The 19907-nt window shown below is 42.0% G+C and carries 17 protein-coding genes; 1 reads left to right on the forward strand and 16 read right to left on the reverse strand.

The features are described 5' to 3' along the window. Window positions 1–227: 227 nt before the first annotated feature. The 8 genes from GH754_RS07685 to GH754_RS07720 all read right to left on the reverse strand — a co-directional run bounded on the left by GH754_RS07685 (window position 228) and on the right by GH754_RS07720 (window position 7785). Window positions 228–848 (reverse strand): thymidine kinase, encoded by a 621-nt coding sequence (locus tag GH754_RS07685; protein ID WP_323741907.1) that lies wholly within the window; start codon window positions 846–848, stop codon window positions 228–230. 268 nt (window positions 849–1116) lie between these two features. Continuing rightward, complete coding sequence (locus tag GH754_RS07690; protein ID WP_153728144.1) at window positions 1117–1362, reverse strand: type B 50S ribosomal protein L31; 246 nt, start codon at window positions 1360–1362, stop codon at window positions 1117–1119. 238 nt (window positions 1363–1600) lie between these two features. Continuing rightward, window positions 1601–2884: a transcription termination factor Rho gene (gene rho / locus GH754_RS07695; protein WP_323741908.1), complete on the reverse strand. Its 1284-nt coding sequence runs from the start codon at window positions 2882–2884 to the stop codon at window positions 1601–1603. Between the two features lie 341 nt (window positions 2885–3225). Further along, window positions 3226–4197 carry a class II fructose-bisphosphatase gene (gene glpX, locus GH754_RS07700; RefSeq protein ID WP_153728145.1) on the reverse strand — a complete coding sequence of 324 codons (972 nt, stop codon included), beginning with the start codon at window positions 4195–4197 and terminating at the stop codon, window positions 3226–3228. 83 nt (window positions 4198–4280) lie between these two features. Further along, a complete protein-coding gene (locus GH754_RS07705; RefSeq protein WP_153728146.1) occupies window positions 4281–5567 on the reverse strand; it encodes a UDP-N-acetylglucosamine 1-carboxyvinyltransferase in 1287 nt (428 codons plus the stop codon). 107 nt (window positions 5568–5674) lie between these two features. Beyond that, on the reverse strand, window positions 5675–6319 hold the full coding sequence (gene fsa, locus GH754_RS07710; RefSeq protein WP_323741909.1) for a fructose-6-phosphate aldolase: 645 nt from the start codon (window positions 6317–6319) through the stop codon (window positions 5675–5677). Window positions 6320–6411: 92 nt separating this feature from the next. Next, window positions 6412–7275: a class II fructose-1,6-bisphosphate aldolase gene (gene fba, locus GH754_RS07715; protein ID WP_153728148.1), complete on the reverse strand. Its 864-nt coding sequence runs from the start codon at window positions 7273–7275 to the stop codon at window positions 6412–6414. A 141-nt stretch (window positions 7276–7416) separates the two neighbouring features. Then, window positions 7417–7785, reverse strand: coding sequence for a response regulator (locus GH754_RS07720; RefSeq protein ID WP_153728149.1), 369 nt, complete (start codon window positions 7783–7785; stop codon window positions 7417–7419). Between the two features lie 162 nt (window positions 7786–7947). On the opposite strand from GH754_RS07720, the gene GH754_RS07725 reads away from it, so the two are divergent. Next, the gene (locus GH754_RS07725; RefSeq protein WP_153728150.1) at window positions 7948–8487 is read left to right on the forward strand and encodes a DUF2529 family protein; all 540 of its coding nucleotides are present in this window, start codon (window positions 7948–7950) and stop codon (window positions 8485–8487) included. A 542-nt stretch (window positions 8488–9029) separates the two neighbouring features. Here GH754_RS07725 and GH754_RS07730 read toward each other — a convergent pair. The 8 genes from GH754_RS07730 to GH754_RS07765 form a co-directional block, all read right to left on the reverse strand. Then, window positions 9030–10637 carry a CTP synthase gene (locus GH754_RS07730; RefSeq protein ID WP_153728151.1) on the reverse strand — a complete coding sequence of 536 codons (1608 nt, stop codon included), beginning with the start codon at window positions 10635–10637 and terminating at the stop codon, window positions 9030–9032. 321 nt (window positions 10638–10958) lie between these two features. Continuing rightward, window positions 10959–11474, reverse strand: a complete 516-nt coding sequence (gene rpoE / locus GH754_RS07735) for a DNA-directed RNA polymerase subunit delta (protein WP_323741910.1) — start codon at window positions 11472–11474, stop codon at window positions 10959–10961. 361 nt (window positions 11475–11835) lie between these two features. Continuing rightward, the gene (gene icmF, locus GH754_RS07740) at window positions 11836–15078 is read right to left on the reverse strand and encodes a fused isobutyryl-CoA mutase/GTPase IcmF (protein WP_153728152.1); all 3243 of its coding nucleotides are present in this window, start codon (window positions 15076–15078) and stop codon (window positions 11836–11838) included. A gap of 35 nt (window positions 15079–15113) precedes the next feature. After that, the gene (locus GH754_RS07745; protein WP_153728153.1) at window positions 15114–15725 is read right to left on the reverse strand and encodes a TetR/AcrR family transcriptional regulator; all 612 of its coding nucleotides are present in this window, start codon (window positions 15723–15725) and stop codon (window positions 15114–15116) included. After that, window positions 15718–16665, reverse strand: a complete 948-nt coding sequence (gene meaB, locus GH754_RS07750) for a methylmalonyl Co-A mutase-associated GTPase MeaB (RefSeq protein ID WP_153728154.1) — start codon at window positions 16663–16665, stop codon at window positions 15718–15720. Before meaB ends, GH754_RS07745 begins: the two co-directional genes overlap by 8 nt. A gap of 13 nt (window positions 16666–16678) precedes the next feature. Continuing rightward, window positions 16679–17821, reverse strand: a complete 1143-nt coding sequence (locus GH754_RS07755) for an acyl-CoA dehydrogenase (RefSeq protein WP_153728155.1) — start codon at window positions 17819–17821, stop codon at window positions 16679–16681. An 18-nt stretch (window positions 17822–17839) separates the two neighbouring features. Continuing rightward, window positions 17840–18982, reverse strand: a complete 1143-nt coding sequence (locus GH754_RS07760) for an acyl-CoA dehydrogenase (protein ID WP_153728156.1) — start codon at window positions 18980–18982, stop codon at window positions 17840–17842. A gap of 52 nt (window positions 18983–19034) precedes the next feature. Further along, window positions 19035–19871: a 3-hydroxybutyryl-CoA dehydrogenase gene (locus GH754_RS07765; protein ID WP_153728288.1), complete on the reverse strand. Its 837-nt coding sequence runs from the start codon at window positions 19869–19871 to the stop codon at window positions 19035–19037. Window positions 19872–19907 lie beyond the last annotated feature (36 nt).

Below are 19907 nucleotides of genomic sequence, written 5' to 3' on the forward strand. Positions count from 1 at the left end.
GATCCTGCCATACCCGTCGTCCATCACGCCACATTTCGACTTAATCCCCTTACTTTCCCTCTTATTTCAGTCACCACCAACTATTCTAGTCAACATCACCTATAATCACGTCACTTCAGAGGATATTCAAGCGAGTCGTACTTATAAACAGTCCCGCAATTTACTAAGCAACGGAATAAAAAAAGACCCAACAGCAGCTATTATCTGCCATTAGGTCTGTCCACCTTCTATTTAATCTCTTTATTTAATATCGGTTCAACAGCCAGCTTAGGCTTGTTCGGCACCTCATGATGATGACGACAACGCGGCTCATATGACTCTGAAGCCCCCACTAAAATCACCGGATCATCATAGGATGCAGGCTTTCCATCAATTAAGCGTTGGGTCCTACTTGCTGGCGATCCACACACCGGGCAAATGGCATTTAATTTCGTTACCGATTCGCTAAGTGACATTAGCTCAGGTACTGGTCCAAATGGTTCGCCTCTAAAATCAAGGTCAAGTCCTGCCACAATGACTCGATAGCCTTGGTTGGCTAGGTCTTGGCTCACTTCTACCACATGCTCATCAAAAAATTGAACTTCATCAATTCCAATAACATCCACTGTTTCATCTATTTGATCATAAATTTGCGTTGATTTTTCGATTGGTCTCGCAACTAAGGATGACCCATTATGGGAAACGACTGCCTCATCTGCATAACGGTTGTCCAAAACAGGTTTAAATACTTTTACATTTAAATGACCGTATGTAGCACGGCGAACGCGTCTAATTAATTCCTCAGACTTTCCTGAGAACATGCTCCCACATATCACTTCTACCCAGCCATTTTGCTTCATGACATGCACTGAAGCCTCTCCCCTTTCCAACGAATAAAACATCATATATTAAGGCATTTGTATTTTTTGTTTATATAGTTATTTTATAAATGATTTCAACGAATAAAAAAACAGGCAAAATAAAGCAAATTTGCCTGTTTTCTTCATAACATACGGCTCCAGTACTTATCATAGGACTGGAAGTATCAATTTAAAAAGAGGAAAAATCGGCGGTTAAGCCGATTTTATCTGAAACTGACGGTTGATTTGCATCAACTTTACATCGTCAGCATATCTCTTACTTAAGGTTATATTTTTTCTTAAAGCGATCCACACGTCCGCCAACCTTGTCAGCCTTTTGCTTACCAGTGTAGAACGGATGAGAAGCTGAGCTAATTTCCACGCGAATTAGTGGATAAGTGTTGCCATCTTCCCATTCGATTGTTTCATCAGAAGATTGTGTTGATCCGCTCAAGAATTTGAAATCTGAGCTTGTATCAAGAAATACAACTTTTCTGTACTCTGGGTGAATACCGTTTTTCATGCTTATACACTCCTTTTTGCCCTGAATCCTTTGGAAACAGAGTTATAGTTGAAATCGTTGCTGCAATTCATTTGCTACGATTGAATAAAAGTATCAAATTAAGCTCACATAGAAAGATTATATCAAGGTCAAATTCTTTTTGCAACCTAAACATCGACCCTTTAGCGCTTTAAAGCAACTGGGGTCTGTCCCCCATCGTTTTAGAGCGTTAAAGCGTTAGGGCGAAATCAAGCAGGGTTTATCTTCTGCTTGATGATTTGCCTTTCATTTCGACATCCATGATTTGGAAGAACTCTTCGTTCGTTTTGGATGCTTTTAATCTTCTTAAGAATCGTTCTAGGAAATCTGGGGAGTCACTCATTGTTTTATGAATCGCCCACATTTTTTCAATGTGATCCTTAGGTAGCAATAGTTCTTCTTTCCGCGTTCCAGAACGACCAATGTCAATCGCAGGGAAAATACGGCGTTGAGCTAGGCTACGATCTAAGTGGAGCTCCATGTTTCCTGTTCCTTTAAATTCCTCATAGATAACATCATCCATACGTGAGCCTGTATCAACCAATGCGGTTGCGAGAATCGTTACACTTCCGCCTTCTTCAATGTTACGGGCTGCCCCAAAGAAACGCTTAGGTCGGTGGAAGGCTGCTGGGTCAATACCACCTGATAGTGTACGGCCACTTGGTGGAATCACTAGGTTATAGGCTCTCGCCAGTCTTGTAATACTATCCATTAAGATGACCACATCTTTTTTATTTTCCACAAGGCGCATCGCACGCTCAAGCACAAGCTCAGAGACCTTAATATGATTTTCCGGTAGCTCATCAAACGTAGAGCTAACAACATCCACATCATCGTGAACAGAGCGCTCGATATCAGTAACTTCCTCTGGTCGTTCATCAACGAGTAGAATAATCAATTTTGTTTCAGGATGATTAACGGAAATGCTGTTGGCAATCTCCTTTAAAAGCATCGTTTTCCCGGCTTTAGGCGGAGCCACGATTAAACCACGCTGCCCAAAACCAACAGGTGCCATGATATCCATAATTCTTGTTGATAATTTTTGGGGTTTGTGTTCAAGCTTCATTAACCGATCAGGATAGAGCGGAGTGAGTGCTGGAAAGTGAACCCGTTCCTTCGCTGTTTCTGGGTCTTCACCGTTCACTGCATCAACATGGAGAAGTCCGTAGTAGCGTTCGTTTTCCTTTGGTGGTCTAACTTTTCCTGATACCTTATCCCCGTTACGTAAATCAAATCGACGAATTTGTGAGGCTGATATGTAAATATCCTCTGCACTCGGCGAATAATTAATCGGTCGTAAAAAACCAAATCCTTCTGACGGGATCACCTCTAAAATTCCATCCATAAATAAATATCCATCTTTTTCAGCCTGTGCTTTTAATATAGCAAAAATCAATTCTCTTTTTGTTAATTTGCTGTAATAAGAGATTTTAAAACTACGCGCTTGCGCATATAATTCCTTTAATGTCATTGACTCAAGTTGTCCAATTGTAATTGAAGACACATTATCACCACTTTTATTTTCTATTAATATTTATCCTATCAGAATATAAGTTTTCTTAATCTATCATTTCTATGAAACCAGTAAAATGGAATATATAGTTTTTTCCGGAGAGACCAGGAAGTGATTTCGAAGTCACTTGGTATAGAGGCTTTCTCATTCAATAAAAACATTATCATTTTAACCTTATTTATATAAATTATTCAATACTAAATCATAAATTCCTTTATTTTTTAGTAATAGAAAGATTAGGTGGGGATTTCATAGGGTTTGAAGCTTATCCTATTATCTATAAATGAAGTGCTAAATGATCTCCAAAATCACTTAGCACTTCCTGATGCAATTTATCCTTCTTTGATGACGAGGTTGGGTTTCTTTTTTAAGCTATGATTTCCATCAATAAATCGTACGGTGCCTGATTTTGCTCTCATGACGATGGTTTGGGTTGTTCCTTTTGTACCTTTAAATTGAACTCCCTTTAAGAGCTCACCATCAGTTACGCCTGTAGCGGCAAAAATGGCGTCATCCCCACCGCAAAGGTCATCCATCGTGAGCACTTTGTTGATATCGGTAATGCCCATCTCCTGACAGCGAAGTTCTTCTTCCTCATTGGATGGAACTAATTTACCTTGAATTTCACCGCCTAAGCATTTTAGGCCTACAGCAGCTAATACGCCTTCAGGTGCGCCTCCAATCCCAAATAAAATGTCGACACCTGTATGATCAAAGGCTGTATTGATAGCCGCCGCAACATCTCCATCCGGAATTAGCTTTATACGGGCTCCTGCCTCACGAATCTCATCAATAATGGCTGAGTGGCGGTCACGATTAAGTACGGTTGCAACCACATCCTCAACATCCTTATTCTTCGCTTTGGCAACGGCCATTAAGTTGTCGGTAACAGAAGCGTTAATATCAACCTTGCCAACAGCCTCAGGTCCCACTGCGATTTTGTTCATATACATATCTGGTGCGTGTAGCATTTTGCCATGGTCAGCAACAGCAAGTACAGCTAATGCATTCCATGTACCTAATGCCACAATATTCGTTCCCTCTAATGGGTCAACGGCTACATCCACTCGTGGACCATAGCCATTTCCTAGCTTTTCACCGATATAGAGCATTGGGGCTTCATCCATTTCCCCTTCCCCAATCACGACAGTCCCCTTCATTGGAATGGTATCAAAGACATTTCTCATCGCAGTTGTAGCTGCATCGTCCGCTTCTTCCTTTTTACCTCTTCCCATCCATCTAGCTGAGGCTAGTGCTGCCGCCTCTGTTACGCGTACTAATTCCATTGTAAGGCTTCTTTCCATGGTATAATTCCTCCCCAAAATAATAAAATATCCTTTTTCTCTCTCTATTGGTTTCTCTCATATCCATGGAACCTTACTGATTTTTATGACTCTTGAAATTGTTCGGCTTCTTCTTCTGTCATCTCTTCACGCCAAACCTTTGCTCCTAGGTTGATTAATTTATCGGTTAATCCTTCATAGCCTCTGTCGATATGCTCAAGTCCGGCTATTTCCGTCACACCCTCGGCCACCAAACCAGCAGCAACAAGGGCTGCACCAGCTCTAAGGTCGCTTGCTTTTACCTTTGCGCCTTCTAGCTGAACAGGTCCTGCTACGACGGCTGAACTGCCTTCCACCTTAATATCCGCGTTCATACGACGTAATTCGTCAATATGCTTAAAGCGGGATTGATAAATGGTATCTGTCACAATTCCTGTGCCATCCGCCTGGGTTAATAAAGTGGTAAACGGCTGCTGCAGGTCGGTTGGAAAGCCCGGGTAGACGAGCGTTTTAATATCGACACTTTTTAGTCGTTTATTGCCTCGAATAAGCAGTTGATCATCGATAACATCGACAATCACGCCCATTTCTCGGAGTTTCGCTATCAGTGACTCAAGGTGCGTCGGTATCACATTGTCAATTAGAATCTCGTCACCAATTGCTGCTGCAATAATTGTATACGTTCCCGCCTCGATACGGTCAGGTATAATCGTATGCTGGCAGCCACTTAAGCGCTCAACTCCTTCAATCCGAATGACATCAGTACCTGCACCTTTAATTTTGGCTCCCATACTTGTAAGCAAAGTAGCCACATCAATGATTTCAGGTTCTTTTGCTGCGTTCTCGATGATGGTTTTTCCCTTTGCTTTTACGGCTGCAAGCATAATATTGATTGTTGCTCCGACACTTACGACGTCCAAATAAATCCTAGCACCACGTAATTCGTCGGCCCGAAGATACATGGCACCCTGCTCATTGGTCACTTCAGCACCTAAAGCCTCAAAGCCTTTAATATGCTGGTCGATAGGTCTTGGACCTAAATTACAGCCACCTGGAAGCCCGATAACCGCCTTTTTGAATCGACCTAGCATTGCCCCCATGAAGTAGTAAGAAGCTCTTAACTTCTTCACTTTTCCGTTTGGTAAAGGCATGGAAACCATGGCTGAAGGGTCCACGGTTATATCTTCACCCGATTGTTTAACACTCCCACCAATTTCTTCAAGTAAGTTTTTTAAAATACTAATATCAGAAATACTCGGGAGCCCCTCGATGGTAACAGGTGAATCAGCTAGGATTGTGGCGGGAATAAGCGCCACTGCACTATTTTTTGCACCGCTAATTCGAACCTGGCCCCGAAGTGTTCTGCCACCTTCAACTAATAATTTCTCCATATGCAAATACGCTCCTCTATTGCTACCAAATGTTGTCAGTTGAAAACTCTACACGGGTAAAACTATTCCTCTTATGATTAGTTTTAACAATAACTTAACATTTATGCTTACTTTTGCTGATTCCAATCAGCTAAAAATTTCTCAATACCTTGGTCTGTTAATGGATGCTTCACCAATCCTTGTAGCACCTTTAGTGGAACCGTTGCAATATGGGCTCCATTAAGCGCTGCGTCAGTGACGTGCATAGGATGTCTTACAGATGCTGCAATAATTTCAGTGTCAATTCCGTGGATGTCGAAAATTTCCCGAACCTGCGCGACTAATGTCATCCCATTTTGGCCAATGTCATCTAGACGACCGAGAAATGGTGAAACATATGTAGCGCCAGCACGTGCTGCAAGAAGAGCTTGGTTTGCGGAGAAAATCAAGGTGACATTTGTTTTTATGTTTTGATCGCTAAGTTTTTTGACCGCTTTTAGGCCCTCTAATGTCATGGGAACTTTGATGGTGATGTTTGGGGCAATGGCTGCTAATTCTTCAGCTTCTTTCAGCATTCCTTCAGCATCCTCAGAAATAACCTCAGCACTAACAGATCCTTCTGTTACCTCTGTCGTAATTTCTTTTAGACGATCGTGGAAGGAAACACCTTCTTTAGCTACTAGACTTGGATTGGTTGTAACACCTGCTAAAACACCTAATGCGTTGGCCTCGCGTATTTCGTCAATATTGGCTGTATCAATAAAAAATTTCACTAAATAAACCTCCCTTTTTTTCATTCAGCGCAAGCGCTTTACTAATGCATGAAAAGGAAACCGCCAAAAATGACGGCTTCCTTAAAGACTTTTTATGCTTTGTTTGAAGAACCGAATTCGCGCATTTTGCCGATTACGGTTTCTTTAATCGCTTCTGTACCTGGTCCTAAATACTTACGTGGGTCATAAAGATCAGGCTTTTCAGCTAACACTTCACGAACTCTTTTCGCTTGTGAAATTTGGTTTTCTGTATTTACGTTTACCTTTGCAGTACCAAGGGAGATGGCTTTTTGGATATCCTTTGTTGGGATACCTGTTCCACCATGAAGTACAAGTGGTACATTAGTAATGTTAAATACCTCTTCCATACGGTCGAAGCCAAGGTTAGGCTCTCCTTTGTATGGTCCGTGCACAGAACCTAGTGCAGGTGCAAAGCAATCGACATTTGTTTCATCGATAAGCTGTTTACACTCAGATGGAATTGCATAAGCTGCCTCAGCATCCTCTACAACTAGATCATCTTCTTGACCACCAATTCGGCCTAGTTCTGCTTCGACAGAAACACCGTGAATGTGAGCAAGCTCGACAACTTTTTTCGTTAAGGCAATGTTTTCTTCTAATGGATAGTGTGAACCATCAATCATAACGGAAGTGAATCCAGCTTGAATGGCTTCAGCACACTTTTCAAAGCTTGAACCATGGTCAAGGTGAATCGCTACCGGAACAGTAGTGCCATATGATTCCATTAAGGATTTCACAATAGCTACTGCTACTTTGAAACCACCCATATAGCGTGCAGCACCCTCAGAGACACCTAAAATAACTGGTGACTTTTCTTCCTCGGCTGCTTGCAAGATCCCTTGCACATATTCTAAGTTGTTAATGTTAAATTGTCCGACTGCATACCCGTTGTCTTTGGCCTTGTTGAGCATTTCTCTCATGGATACTAGTGGCATGACGGAATCCTCCTTTATTGTACGAATGTCCTGCACATCATTTTTTGGACATACTTTAATTTATGTAACTATAAGCACTTTTATAGCATACCAAGTCGAATAAACATGTGCAACAAAAGAGGATTCAAATTTAAGGATATTTTATGACGGCGTGTTTTCTTTTAGTAGCCCAATTACCTCCGTCACGTCAAACGGCTTCTGCAAAAATCCCTTGATATTAGGATTTTTCATATCCATATCAATTTCGTCCATCGAATAACCACTCATTATATAAACTGCCACTTGATTTCCATATTTTTGCGATAAACGATCGGCAATTTCTCTCCCATTCATAGCAGGTAAGCTGTAATCCACAAAGACAAAATCGGGCTTGTTTTTCTCACATTCCTGAAACAATGCCTGACCACTTTCAAATTCCTTTACTTGATGTCCTTCACTCGAAATGATTTCCTTGAGTAATAAACGTATTCCCATTTGGTCATCCACGATAAACGTCTGTTTTTTGCCCACTTTTTCATCACCTTTTTGTTCATATTAAAAAATAACGTACAACTATGTTATATTTATACTGCTTTCTATATATAGGTTTTGAATTCCTTCTTTTACGTTCTAAATAGTGAAAAAGACGGATTTTATAGGGAACGGATGTTCTCTGAAAGGAGATGTACATAAATGCTACAATTGTTTACTACCCAATTAATAAACAAGTTAAACCAAATACAAAATGAAGAAGAGCTCGCCTTTGAAGAGGCCGCCCGTTCTTTAGCGAATGCAGTCATTGGTGATGGACATATTTATTGGTATGCCACTGGTGAAATGCAGGCCTTATTAGCTGAAATCGAGCATGGAGCAGAACCTTTTCCATCATCAAAGCTATATGACGGACAAGTCGATTTGTCTTCTACGGATCGTGTTGTTGTGGCAGCTCGGTTTGCCGATGATCAGCAGGCTGTTGAATTCATAGAAAAAGTTCAACATCAAGGTGTAGAGGTTATTGCTCTTTCAGCGGTAAAATCTGAGCAAAACCCACTCCCACAATTCGCCAATTACCATATAGATACGAAGCTCGTTGAAGCTTTGGTACCGTTGGATGAAGAGAAAATTGCATTTCCAGCAGTTATGACCATGCTCTATACTTATTATGGATTATATGTCACTACAAAAGAGATGATTGCTGATTTTGAAGGGGAATTACCTGGTGGGATGATGTAGGATTGTTGGTCATGCGCAGGTTTATCAGAAAATACGACGTAACTCGGGTGTGACTGGTTTCCAATGATGACTTTGATGAGTGCACAACCATCGCTCCGGAAATACACTTCGCTTTCCGCGGGCGAGCGCTGAGCCTCCTCGCTGTGCTCCGGGGTCTCAGCTGTCTCTTTGCTCCCACAGGAGTCTCCGTGTATTTCCTCCGCTAAAAACCGTGCCTAATTCGTTGATTTAGAGGTGAACTATTGGAAAACAAAAGCTTTTAAACATGCATTCATCAGAACACTACTATAGTGAAGGCAGAATACGGAGACTCCTATGGGAGGAAGCGTTACTTCCGAGGAGACTGAGGCCGTGCCCATGGAAAGCGAAGTATTCTGCCGGAACGGTTTGCATGCACTCATCAGAATGACTTGGGAGACACTTATTTACGTCGCATTTTATATTTATTAAACCAAAACAACTTGTTCTTAAAAAAGAGCGATCAGAATAAAGCACCAAATTAAGAAAGGCCAAGCCCCCAAAAATAGGGCTTGGCCGTTTTTTTAAGCCTTCACACGACTTGCAATTGATTCCTTCACAAAGTCACGGAATAAAGGCTGTGGATTGGTTGGTCTGGATTTAAATTCTGGATGGAACTGGGATGCAACAAACCAAGGATGATCCTTTAACTCGATAATTTCGACGAGACGACCATCTGGACTTGTCCCTGAAAATACAAACCCATTTTGCTCCATTTCTTGACGATAATGATTGTTAAATTCATAACGATGGCGATGACGCTCATACACCACTTCATCCTGATAAGCCTCATAAGCTTTAGTCCCTTCCTCAAGCTTACAAGGATAAACACCAAGACGAAGCGTTCCACCTAAATCATCTACATCCTTCTGCTCTGGTAGCAAATCAATAATAGGATGAGTCGTATTCGGATTGATCTCAGCTGAATGTGCATCTTTAAATCCTAACACATTACGTGCAAATTCAACGGATGCTAATTGCATACCTAAACAAATGCCTAGGAATGGAATTTTGTTTTCACGAGCATATTTGGTCGTTACAATTTTACCTTCAATCCCCCGGTCGCCAAAGCCACCAGGGACTAAGATTCCATCTGCTCCGCGAAGCGTTTCTTTTACATTGTCTTCATTAACATCTTCCGCATTAATCCACATCACATTGACATCTGAATTGTAGTTGTAGCCCGCATGCTTTAATGCCTCTACAACAGATAAATAGGCATCCTGCAGCTCCACATACTTACCAACTAGTGCGATATTTACAGTATCAGAAAGGTTGGCAACCTTGTTTACAAGCTGAGTCCAGCTTTCCATGTCGGCTTCTTTACACGTTAAGCCAAAGTGGTCACAAGTAATTTGATCTAAGCTTTGTTCCTGTAGGTTTAGCGGAATCTCGTAAAGGTTTTCCGCATCCTTCATTTCAATAACTGCTTTTTTGTTAATGTCACAGAATAGAGCGATTTTATCCTTCATTTCCTGGCTAATTTCACGCTCGGTACGCAGAACAATCGCATCAGGCTGAATCCCTAAGGAGCGTAATTCCTTAACAGAGTGCTGGGTCGGCTTTGTTTTTAATTCACCTGCAGCTTTAATATACGGAACCAATGTACAATGCAAATACATCACATTTTTACGGCCAATATCACTCTTAATTTGACGGATTGCTTCTAAAAATGGAAGAGACTCAATGTCCCCAACAGTTCCGCCAATTTCAGTAATGACAACATCCGCGTTGGTTTGTTCACCTGCACGAAAAACCCGGTCTTTAATTTCATTTGTGATATGTGGGATGACTTGGACCGTACCGCCTAAATATTCTCCTTTACGTTCTTTACGGATGACGGAGGAATAGACTTTCCCTGTTGTTACATTGCTGAATTTGTTCAAATTAATATCAATAAAACGCTCATAATGGCCAAGGTCAAGGTCTGTTTCTGCCCCGTCCTCTGTTACAAATACCTCACCATGCTGATAAGGGCTCATTGTCCCTGGGTCCACGTTAATATAGGGATCAAACTTTTGAATGGTTACTTTTAAGCCACGGTTTTTTAATAATCTACCGAGTGAAGCAGCTGTAATTCCTTTCCCTAATGAAGATACTACTCCGCCTGTTACAAAGATGTATTTCGTCATGTTCAAACCTCTCTTCCATTTAGTACATATGCTATCCTTCTTTGTTTAGTTAAGAAAGAAATCATTGTCAATAAGTATATTTAGTAATTTATGAAAGGACTAGATTCCGAAAAGTTAGTCGGACTTAGTTTTACCTACTATCTTTTCGTCTAACCGAGTAAACCTAGAAAACTTGGCTTGTGACAAGTTGGACTGATTCACTCGTAAACGTTGTTGAAATAACAAAAGCGCCCCCGATTTGTATCGGGAGCGCTTCATTTCCGTTCAAAGGAGCCCAAATAAAATTTTATCCATTTCGACTCTCAAAGTCAAGATGAAAAATTATTTATCGTCTTCCTCATCGTCATCTTCACTTAAGAAGTCATCATCGTCATTATTATCATCACTGCTATCATCTATATCTTCAGCATCAAATCCGAAGTCTTCATCTAAATCTTCCTCAAAGTCATCAAAGTCTTCGGTCAGATCCTCTTCAACTTCTTTTTCTTCTACTTCCTCGACAACCTCTTTTTTAGCAGGCTTTTTCTTCGCCTTTTTCTTTTTCTTCTTCTTAGGTGCCACATCTTCTTCAATTTGATCAACAGGATACCAACGCTTTAATCCCCACATATTTGAACCAACTGTCATGAACTGGCCGTCCGTGTTCAAGTCTGTATAAAATTGCGCAATGACCTCTTCCTTTTGTTGATCTGTTAATCCTTTAAATTCTGCCACTCGATTAAATAATTCATTAAAATCCATTGCTTTTTTTTCATTGGTTAAAATCTCTGTTGCTACTTTTAACAATGAAACTTCAGCAATGTCTTCTTCATTGTATTTTTCCAATTCCAAGCTCATGACCAGCACTCCCTTTTCTTTCGATTACTATAAAGATTATAACATCTCGCTATTCGTGTTGCCGTTTTTTAACCATAGTATACATTATATACAAAAAAATAGCATTTATGCTAGGGGGAATCAAGTGTTGAGGGTTTGATTGGTTGGGTGGTTGGTGGTTTGGATTTAAGTTTTGTGCTTTGTAGGGTCAGACCCCACTTGATTTGGGGTTGATATGTAAGGACTGACCTCTTACCTAGGTTGGTTGGTTCATTTTGTTAGCAGTAAGAGGTCAGACCCTGGTGCTTTCCATTTTATATGGCTTTTGACTTAATTTGGTTGACGGTGTAGTTTTCTTTGCCTTTTGTTTTAGCTTTTGACCTTACATATTTCTCCTATATTGGCCGCCAACTTCATATAGGGCGTTGGTAATTTGGCCTAGGCTTGCTACTTTCACGGTTTCCATGAGCTCAGCGAAGATGTTGCCACCGCTTGCGGCGACCTCTTTAAGGCGATTAAGTGCTGCTTCACATTCGCCTTGATGTGCTTGCTGGAACTTGCGTAAGTTTTCAATTTGCTGATCCTTTTCTTCCTTGGATGCACGTGCCAGCTCCATGGAATTGATGTCGTCCTCTGAAGGTGGATTTGGATTTTGATAGGTGTTCACGCCGACAATTGGCAGCTCACCAGAATGCTTTTTCCCTTCATAATATAAGGACTCATCTTGAATCTTTCCACGCTGATATTGACGTTCCATAGAACCAAGTACGCCACCACGGTCGTTTAGGCGTTCAAACTCCTGTAGCACTGCCTCTTCCACCATGTCTGTTAGCATTTCAACAATAAAGGAACCTTGAATGGAGTTCTCATTTTTAGTTAAGCCAAATTCCTTATTGATGATCATTTGAATCGCCATCGCGCGGCGAACTGACTCTTCCGTTGGTGTCGTAATGGCCTCATCATAAGCATTGGTGTGCAGTGAATTTGTATTATCCTGAATAGCCAGCAACGCCTGTAAAGTTGTACGAATATCATTAAAATCAATTTCCTGAGCGTGCAAGGAGCGGCCAGATGTTTGAATATGATATTTGAGCTTTTGACTTCTTTCATTGGCACCGTATTTATCACGCATCACAATCGACCAAATTCTTCTCGCCACACGTCCTATCACGGTATACTCAGGATCTAGCCCATTTGAGAAGAAGAAGGATAAGTTTGGCGCGAATTTGTTAATATCCATTCCTCGACTTAAATAGTACTCCACATAGGTAAACCCGTTCGCTAGTGTAAAGGCTAACTGTGTAATTGGATTTGCTCCAGCCTCGGCAATGTGATAGCCAGAAATGGAAACAGAATAGTAATTTCTGACGTTATGGTCGATAAAGTATTGCTGAATATCCCCCATCATCCGTAACGCAAACTCGGTGGAAAAGATACAAGTGTTTTGTCCTTGGTCTTCCTTTAAAATATCCGCTTGCACTGTACCGCGTGCTACTGCTAAGGTTTCCGCTTTGATTTGGTTATATTCGGCCTTATTTGGCTCGCGACCCTCTTGTTCTTTAAACTTTTGAACCTGTTGTTCAATCGCTGTATTAAAGAACATCGCTAGAATAATTGGAGCAGGTCCATTAATGGTCATGGAAACAGAAGTGGATGGGTGACAAAGGTCAAAGCCGTCATATAGCTTTTTCATATCCTCCAATGTACAAATGCTAACACCACTTTCTCCAACCTTACCGTAAATATCAGGGCGTTCATCAGGGTCTTCCCCATATAACGTCACCGAATCAAATGCTGTACTTAAGCGTTTCGCATCATCATCCTTTGAAAGATAATGGAAACGACGGTTGGTTCTCTCCGGTGTTCCTTCTCCAGCAAACTGACGCTTCGGATCCTCTCCTTTTCGCTTGAATGGGAAAACTCCAGCAGTAAATGGAAAGGCGCCTGGCACGTTTTCCTTGAGTAACCAAACGAGACGGTCGCCCCAGTCATGGTATTTCGGTAGGGCAACTTTAGGGATTTTCAGACCAGATAAACTTTCAGTGGTTAAATCCATGGTGATTTCCTTGTCACGAACCTTATACGTCATTTGTTCCTGTTCATATTGGTCCTTGACCTCATCCCACTTTTCAAGTCGCTCGATATTTTCGTTTTCAATTTGTTTTTCATAGTGTTCAATTTTTTCATTTAACTCTTTTAAGGTCGCCTCTTCCCCTAATTCTTCAGCTGTTCCTTTTAATTTATAAAGCTTGCGTGCTGCTTCAGCTTGTTTTTCAGCCTTTTCATGGTAGTTTCGCACGGTTAGAGAAATGTCACGTAAATATTGTCGTTGCTCATTCGGGATAATTAGGTTTTGTTTTTCAACGACATCTGTTTTTTCAAAGGATGTTGTCGCATTCCAATCATAGTCCTCATTGATTTTGTCAATGATTGCGGCGAATAAGGTGTTGGTTCCTGGGTCATTAAATTGACTTGCAATCGTACCGTATACAGGCATTTCTTTTGGATCGGAGTGGAATAGCATATGACTGCGCTGATACTGCTTACGAACCTGGCGCAATGCATCCTCAGATCCCTTTTGCTCAAACTTATTAATGACAATAAAGTCAGCAAAGTCAATCATGTCAATTTTTTCAAGCTGAGATGGTGCACCGAATTCACTTGTCATGACATACATGGATAGGTTGGTGATGTCTGTAATCGCAGCATCCCCTTGCCCGATGCCACTTGTTTCTACAATAATGAAATCGTAGCCAGCCGTTTTTACAACATCAATGGCGTCTGTTACCGCCTTCGAAATCTCGGTTTGAGAATCGCGAGTGGCAAGCGAACGCATATAAATGCGATCATTAAAGATGGCATTCATGCGAATTCGGTCACCAAGTAGGGCTCCACCTGTCTTCTTTTTGGTTGGGTCAATCGATAAAATGGCAATCTTTTTATCTGGAATTTCGGTAATAAAACGTCGAATGAGCTCATCAGTTAGCGAGCTTTTCCCGGCGCCTCCTGTACCTGTAATCCCCATAACAGGAACGGTTTTCTTCGGACTTTCTAGTGCCTTTTCGACCACTGCAGCCGTTTCTTCACTCTGTTTTTCGTGATTTTCCACATAGGTGATAAACCGCGCAATTGCTTGTGGTTCGCCTGCCTTTAAGCGTTTTAACTCGTCTTCAGGATTGATTGGATAAATGGCATCACATTCCTCGAGCATGGTATTGATCATGCCTTGAAGGCCCAACTCTCGACCATTTTCAGGTGAGAAAATACGTGCCACTCCATAATCATGGAGTTCTTTAATTTCGCGTGGAATAATAACTCCACCGCCACCTCCGTACACTCGGATGTGACCGGATCCTCGTTCTCGTAGTAAATCAACCATATATTTAAAATACTCGACGTGGCCGCCTTGATAGGATGAAATGGCAATCCCTTGCGCATCCTCCTGAATGGCTGCATTCACCACTTCTTCAACAGAACGGTTATGCCCTAAGTGAATCACTTCTGCTCCGCTCGCCTGTAAAATTCTCCGCATAATGTTGATGGACGCATCATGACCATCAAACAAACTGGAGGCGGTTACAAAACGAACCGGATTCTTCGGCATATAAACCTCAACTTTTTCCATTCTATCTCGTCCTCCCTTTTTCTTGAGGTAATAGATTAAGTTAACTTTAACGATGTTAAGAGATACTCAATCTGCTTATCGGTATACTCCTCAATCGTAAATTCCTTTTGCAGAATCCAACGACGAAAGCCCCACATATGTCCATGAACAAAAATATTGTTGGCAATCAGCTTAAGCTCCTGATCCGAGATTTGATATGGCAGGCTGTTTTCAATCACAACCTCCAGCATATGAACCATATCCTTTTCCTTCTGCAAAATATATTCCCGCGCATCCTTCGACAGGGCCTTAATCTCCTGATACATAACTAGAATTTCGTCCTGGATATCATGAATGAGCTGAAAATAGGAACGGACAGCATCAACAAGACATTCGACACTTCTGTTTTCCATATCAATTGACCCTACCATTCGTTCTTTTACATTCTCATAAATGTCATCACAAACGAGAAACAGCACATCCTCTTTCGTGCGAATATATTCATATAACGTCCCGATGCTAAAGCCTGATGCTTTGGCAATTTCCCTAGTTGTCGTTCGGTGAAAGCCTTTTTCTTTAAATAACGTAACGGCACCCTTCACCATTTGCTTGCGTCGTTTTTCGATTAATTGCTGGTCCTTTATAGATGTGGGTACGTTTTTAGTCATCCTTCTTCACCCCCACGTTTTTCCATTCCGAAAGCCACTTGCTAGCTAATTTGTATGGGTCAGCCATTTCGGATAGGGCCTGCGTCTTGGTGTCATCAGATTCGATAAAATCCTGCACATCCTTCCAGAGCTCTTCCCGCATTAATTCATAAACCTCAAAGACCAGCTGCTCCTGGCGCTTTTTTTGCCCTTCTTCCGTATCGAACAAATAGTCTCGATGCTCGGTGCACTTTTTCCAAAGTTTTTCGATTCCTTTGTTTTCCGTAGAAATAGTCTCCACAATGGGTGCCTTCCAGCCTTGAGGGTCGATGATATGCAAAAAATCCTTCAGCTGACCTCTTAGCTTTTGTACGCCTGATAAATCGGCCTTATTAATGATAAATAGGTCGGCAATTTCCATAATGCCCGCCTTGAAAATTTGAAGTACATCACCACTATTAGGGGTGAGCACCACCGCTGTAGAATCCACAACCTTCATAATGTCAAGCTCTGACTGTCCAACCCCAACCGTTTCAACAAGTACACAGTCAAAACCATAAGCATCACAAACACGAATGGCATCCTTTGTAGAACGTGCAAGCCCTCCTAAACTTCCTCGTGTTGCCATACTACGAATAAACACACCCGGGTCAGTAAAATGCTTGTGCATCCGTACCCGGTCCCCGAGTAGTGCTCCACCGCTGAATGGACTCGTCGGATCAACGGCAATAACGGCCACCGTTAAGTTTTGCTCCCGTAAATGGGTTACTAGTCGGTCTACTAAGGAGCTTTTCCCTGCCCCTGGAGATCCCGTAATCCCAACATAGTACGCCTTTTTCTTGATGGAGGCGATATCACTTAACAGCTCTAATTTTTCTGGATGATCATTCTCCACCATCGAAATGGCTCTGGCCAATGCTCGTTGATCTTGTTTTTGAATCCGTTCAGCTAGCGAGTGCATCAAATCTTCCTTTCTATTCCTTTGTCAACATCCGCCCAATCACGAGACGTTGGATTTCATTGGTTCCTTCATATATTTGAGTAATTTTCGCATCACGCATATAGCGTTCTACTGGATAGTCCTTTGTAAACCCATAGCCACCAAATACTTGAACCGCTTCGACAGTCGATTTCATCGCCGTGTCTCCTGCAAACAGCTTCGCCATCGCAGACGCTTTCGCATATGGAAGACCTTCTGATTCAAGATAGGCTGCTTGATAGGTTAAAAGTCGAGATGCTTCTACTTCGGTTGCCATATCTGCTAGTTTAAAAGAGATTCCTTGGTTATTGGCGATTGGCTTACCAAATTGCTCACGCTCTTTGGCATAATCAACCGCTGCATCTAAAGCTCCTTGCGCAATTCCTACGGCTTGAGCGGCAATTCCATTACGCCCACCATCAAGGGTCATCATGGCAATCTTAAAGCCTTCTCCTTCTTTTCCTAGCATATTTTCCTTAGGTACTCGGCAATTTTCAAAGATTAGCTCCGTTGTTGGAGATGAACGAATCCCGAGTTTCTTTTCCTTTTTCCCGAAAGTAAAGCCTGGAGTATCTTTTTCGACAATAAAGGCACTGATTCCTCTATGGCGTGCATCCTGATCTGTTTTAGCAAATACAACATAAATATCGGCTACACCACCATTGGTAATCCAAACCTTGCTTCCATTTAACACATAATGGTCGCCATCTTCCTTGGCTGTTGTTCGCATGGAGGCAACATCAGATCCCGCGCCAGGCTCAGATAAGGCGTAAGCTCCTAATTTTTCACCTGTCGCAAGCTGCTTAAGGTAATGCTGCTTTTGCTCTTCGTTACCAAATTTAAAGATTGGCCAGCTAGCGAGTGAAATGTGCGCAGATAGTGTCACCCCTGTTGATGCACACACTCTTGATAGCTCCTCAACGGCAATTACATAGCTGACAAAATCAGCGCCAATTCCTCCATATTCTTCAGGCCAAGGAATCCCTGTTAGACCAAGCTCAGCCATTTTATCGAAAATTTCACGGTCAAAGCGCTCCTCTTCATCACGCTCTGCGGCCGTCGGTTCTACTTCCTTCTCAGCAAAATTACGTACCATGGTTTTTAGCATTTCTTGTTCTTCTGTCAATTGAAAATTCATCTATTTTTCCTCCCTTTATCAGTCCCTTAACAGGTGTTTGCTGATGACTTTATGTTGTATTTCATTGGTTCCCTCATAAATTTCTGTGACTTTCGCATCCCTAAAGAGTCGTTCGACTGGATAATCCTTTGTGTAGCCATAGCCCCCAAATACCTGCACAGCCTCAATCGCTGATGTCATCGCTATTTTGGACGCATACATTTTGGCCATGGATGCTTGTTTTCCACATGGCTGCCCTTGAGCTCTTAGGTTCGCAGCTTGATAGGTTAATAGTTTAGCTGCCTCCACCTGGGTCGCCATATCGGCTAGCTTAAAGGCAATCCCTTGGTGTTGCAATATCGGCTTGCCAAATTGATTTCTTTCCTTCGCATACTCGGTTGCATGCTCGAGAGCCGCTTCAGCAATACCAAGAGCTTGTGCAGCAATACCAATGCGTCCGACATCAAGGTTGGCCATGGCAATCTTGAAGCCTTCTCCCTCTTCGCCGAGTAAGTTTTCCTCTGGCACTTCACATTGATCAAAGGTTAATTCCACTGTATTGGAGCCATTCAGCCCCATTTTCTTTTCCTTTTTCCCAATGGTGAGTCCCTTTTTATCCTTCTCCACAATAAAGGCGCTGACTCCTTTTGACCCCTTGCTTGCACTTGTACGGGCAAAGACAATGTAGGTGTCTGCTTCCCCTCCATTGGTGATGAACACCTTTGATCCATTTAATACATAGTGGTCGCCTTGCTTCTTAGCCCGTGTTTTTAAGCTTCCCGCATCCGAACCAGCACTTGGCTCGGTTAAGGCAAATGCACCTAAATATTGACCTGATGCTAGTTTAGTGACATATTTTTGCTTCTGTTCTTCCGTGCCAAAATATAAAATCGGATTCGTTCCCACGGATGTATGCACAGATAAAATAACGCCTAACGCTGCACTTTCCTTTGCAAGCTCATTGATGGCAATAATGTAGGAGGTGAAATCCATTCCAGCCCCACCATATTGCTCAGGAATCGGTATTCCCATTAGCCCTAGCTCTGCCATTTTATCGACCACCTCACGCGGAAAACGGTCCTCCGTTTCCATTCGCTCAACTGCTGGAGCAACTTCATTTTTGGCAAAGTCCCGTACCATCTTGCGCATCATTTCTTGCTCTTCGGTAAAATTCAAATTCATGGTTGCACCCCCATGTTCATGATGTTCTTGCTTTGCATGTGAAGGGCGAGCTTTAGTTATCGTAGACATAGAATCCACGTCCTGTTTTACGTCCTAACCACCCGGCTTTGACGTATTTTCTAAGCAATGGACATGGACGATATTTGCTATCGCCAAATCCTTCGTAAAGCACTTCCATAATATATAGACACGTATCCAGCCCAATAAAGTCTGCCAATGTTAACGGCCCCATTGGATGATTCATGCCAAGCTTCATGACCTCATCTACTGATTCCGGCGTTGCAACTCCCTCATACACGGTGTAGATCGCTTCATTAATCATTGGCATGAGCACTCGGTTGGAAACAAAGCCTGGAAAATCATTGACCTCTACTGGCGTTTTGTTCAATGATTTAGTTGCATCTTCAATAGTTTTGTACGTTTCATCAGAAGTAGCTAGACCACGAATAATCTCTACTAGCTTCATGACAGGAACTGGATTCATAAAGTGCATTCCGATTACTTTTTCTGGTCTGTTTGTTACAGCTGCAATTTCAGTGATTGGTAGAGATGATGTATTAGATGCTAGGATTGTATGTTCAGGTGTGATCTCGTCTAGCTGGCTAAACACCTTCGTTTTCACATCCATGTTTTCCACAACTGCCTCAATAACAAGGTCTCGGTCCTTAGCGTCTTCTATGTTTGTCGTTGTGGTGAGATTGTTGATTGTGTCGGATTTCTCTTGTTCTGTGATACGTTCTTTTTTCACGGAACGCGATAGGTTCTTCTCGATTGTTGCGATTCCTTTTTCAAGAGATTGTTCTGCTATATCATTTAATTTCACTTCAAAACCGGTTTGAGCAAACACTTGGGCAATGCCAGCTCCCATTTGCCCTGCGCCGATGACCATGATTTTTTTCAATTTTAGTCCTCCTTTGCGGGCGTC

It is taken from the genome of Salinibacillus xinjiangensis, assembly GCF_009649735.1.
Taxonomy (GTDB): Bacteria; Bacillota; Bacilli; order Bacillales; family Alkalibacillaceae; genus Salinibacillus; species Salinibacillus xinjiangensis.

Coding starts and splice junctions, on each gene's coding strand:
- GH754_RS07730 (WP_153728151.1), bottom strand. CDS start 10,637: ATGACGAAATACATCTTTGTAACAGGCGGAGTAGTATCTTCATTAGGG.
- GH754_RS07725 (WP_153728150.1), top strand. CDS start 7,948: ATGCTACAATTGTTTACTACCCAATTAATAAACAAGTTAAACCAAATA.
- GH754_RS07690 (WP_153728144.1), bottom strand. CDS start 1,362: ATGAAAAACGGTATTCACCCAGAGTACAGAAAAGTTGTATTTCTTGAT.
- meaB (WP_153728154.1), bottom strand. CDS start 16,665: ATGCACTCGCTAGCTGAACGGATTCAAAAACAAGATCAACGAGCATTG.
- GH754_RS07755 (WP_153728155.1), bottom strand. CDS start 17,821: ATGAATTTTCAATTGACAGAAGAACAAGAAATGCTAAAAACCATGGTA.
- rpoE (WP_323741910.1), bottom strand. CDS start 11,474: ATGAGCTTGGAATTGGAAAAATACAATGAAGAAGACATTGCTGAAGTT.
- glpX (WP_153728145.1), bottom strand. CDS start 4,197: ATGGAAAGAAGCCTTACAATGGAATTAGTACGCGTAACAGAGGCGGCA.
- GH754_RS07765 (WP_153728288.1), bottom strand. CDS start 19,871: ATGGTCATCGGCGCAGGGCAAATGGGAGCTGGCATTGCCCAAGTGTTT.
- GH754_RS07745 (WP_153728153.1), bottom strand. CDS start 15,725: ATGACTAAAAACGTACCCACATCTATAAAGGACCAGCAATTAATCGAA.
- GH754_RS07705 (WP_153728146.1), bottom strand. CDS start 5,567: ATGGAGAAATTATTAGTTGAAGGTGGCAGAACACTTCGGGGCCAGGTT.
- fba (WP_153728148.1), bottom strand. CDS start 7,275: ATGCCACTAGTATCCATGAGAGAAATGCTCAACAAGGCCAAAGACAAC.
- GH754_RS07760 (WP_153728156.1), bottom strand. CDS start 18,982: ATGAATTTGAATTTTACCGAAGAGCAAGAAATGATGCGCAAGATGGTA.
- icmF (WP_153728152.1), bottom strand. CDS start 15,078: ATGGAAAAAGTTGAGGTTTATATGCCGAAGAATCCGGTTCGTTTTGTA.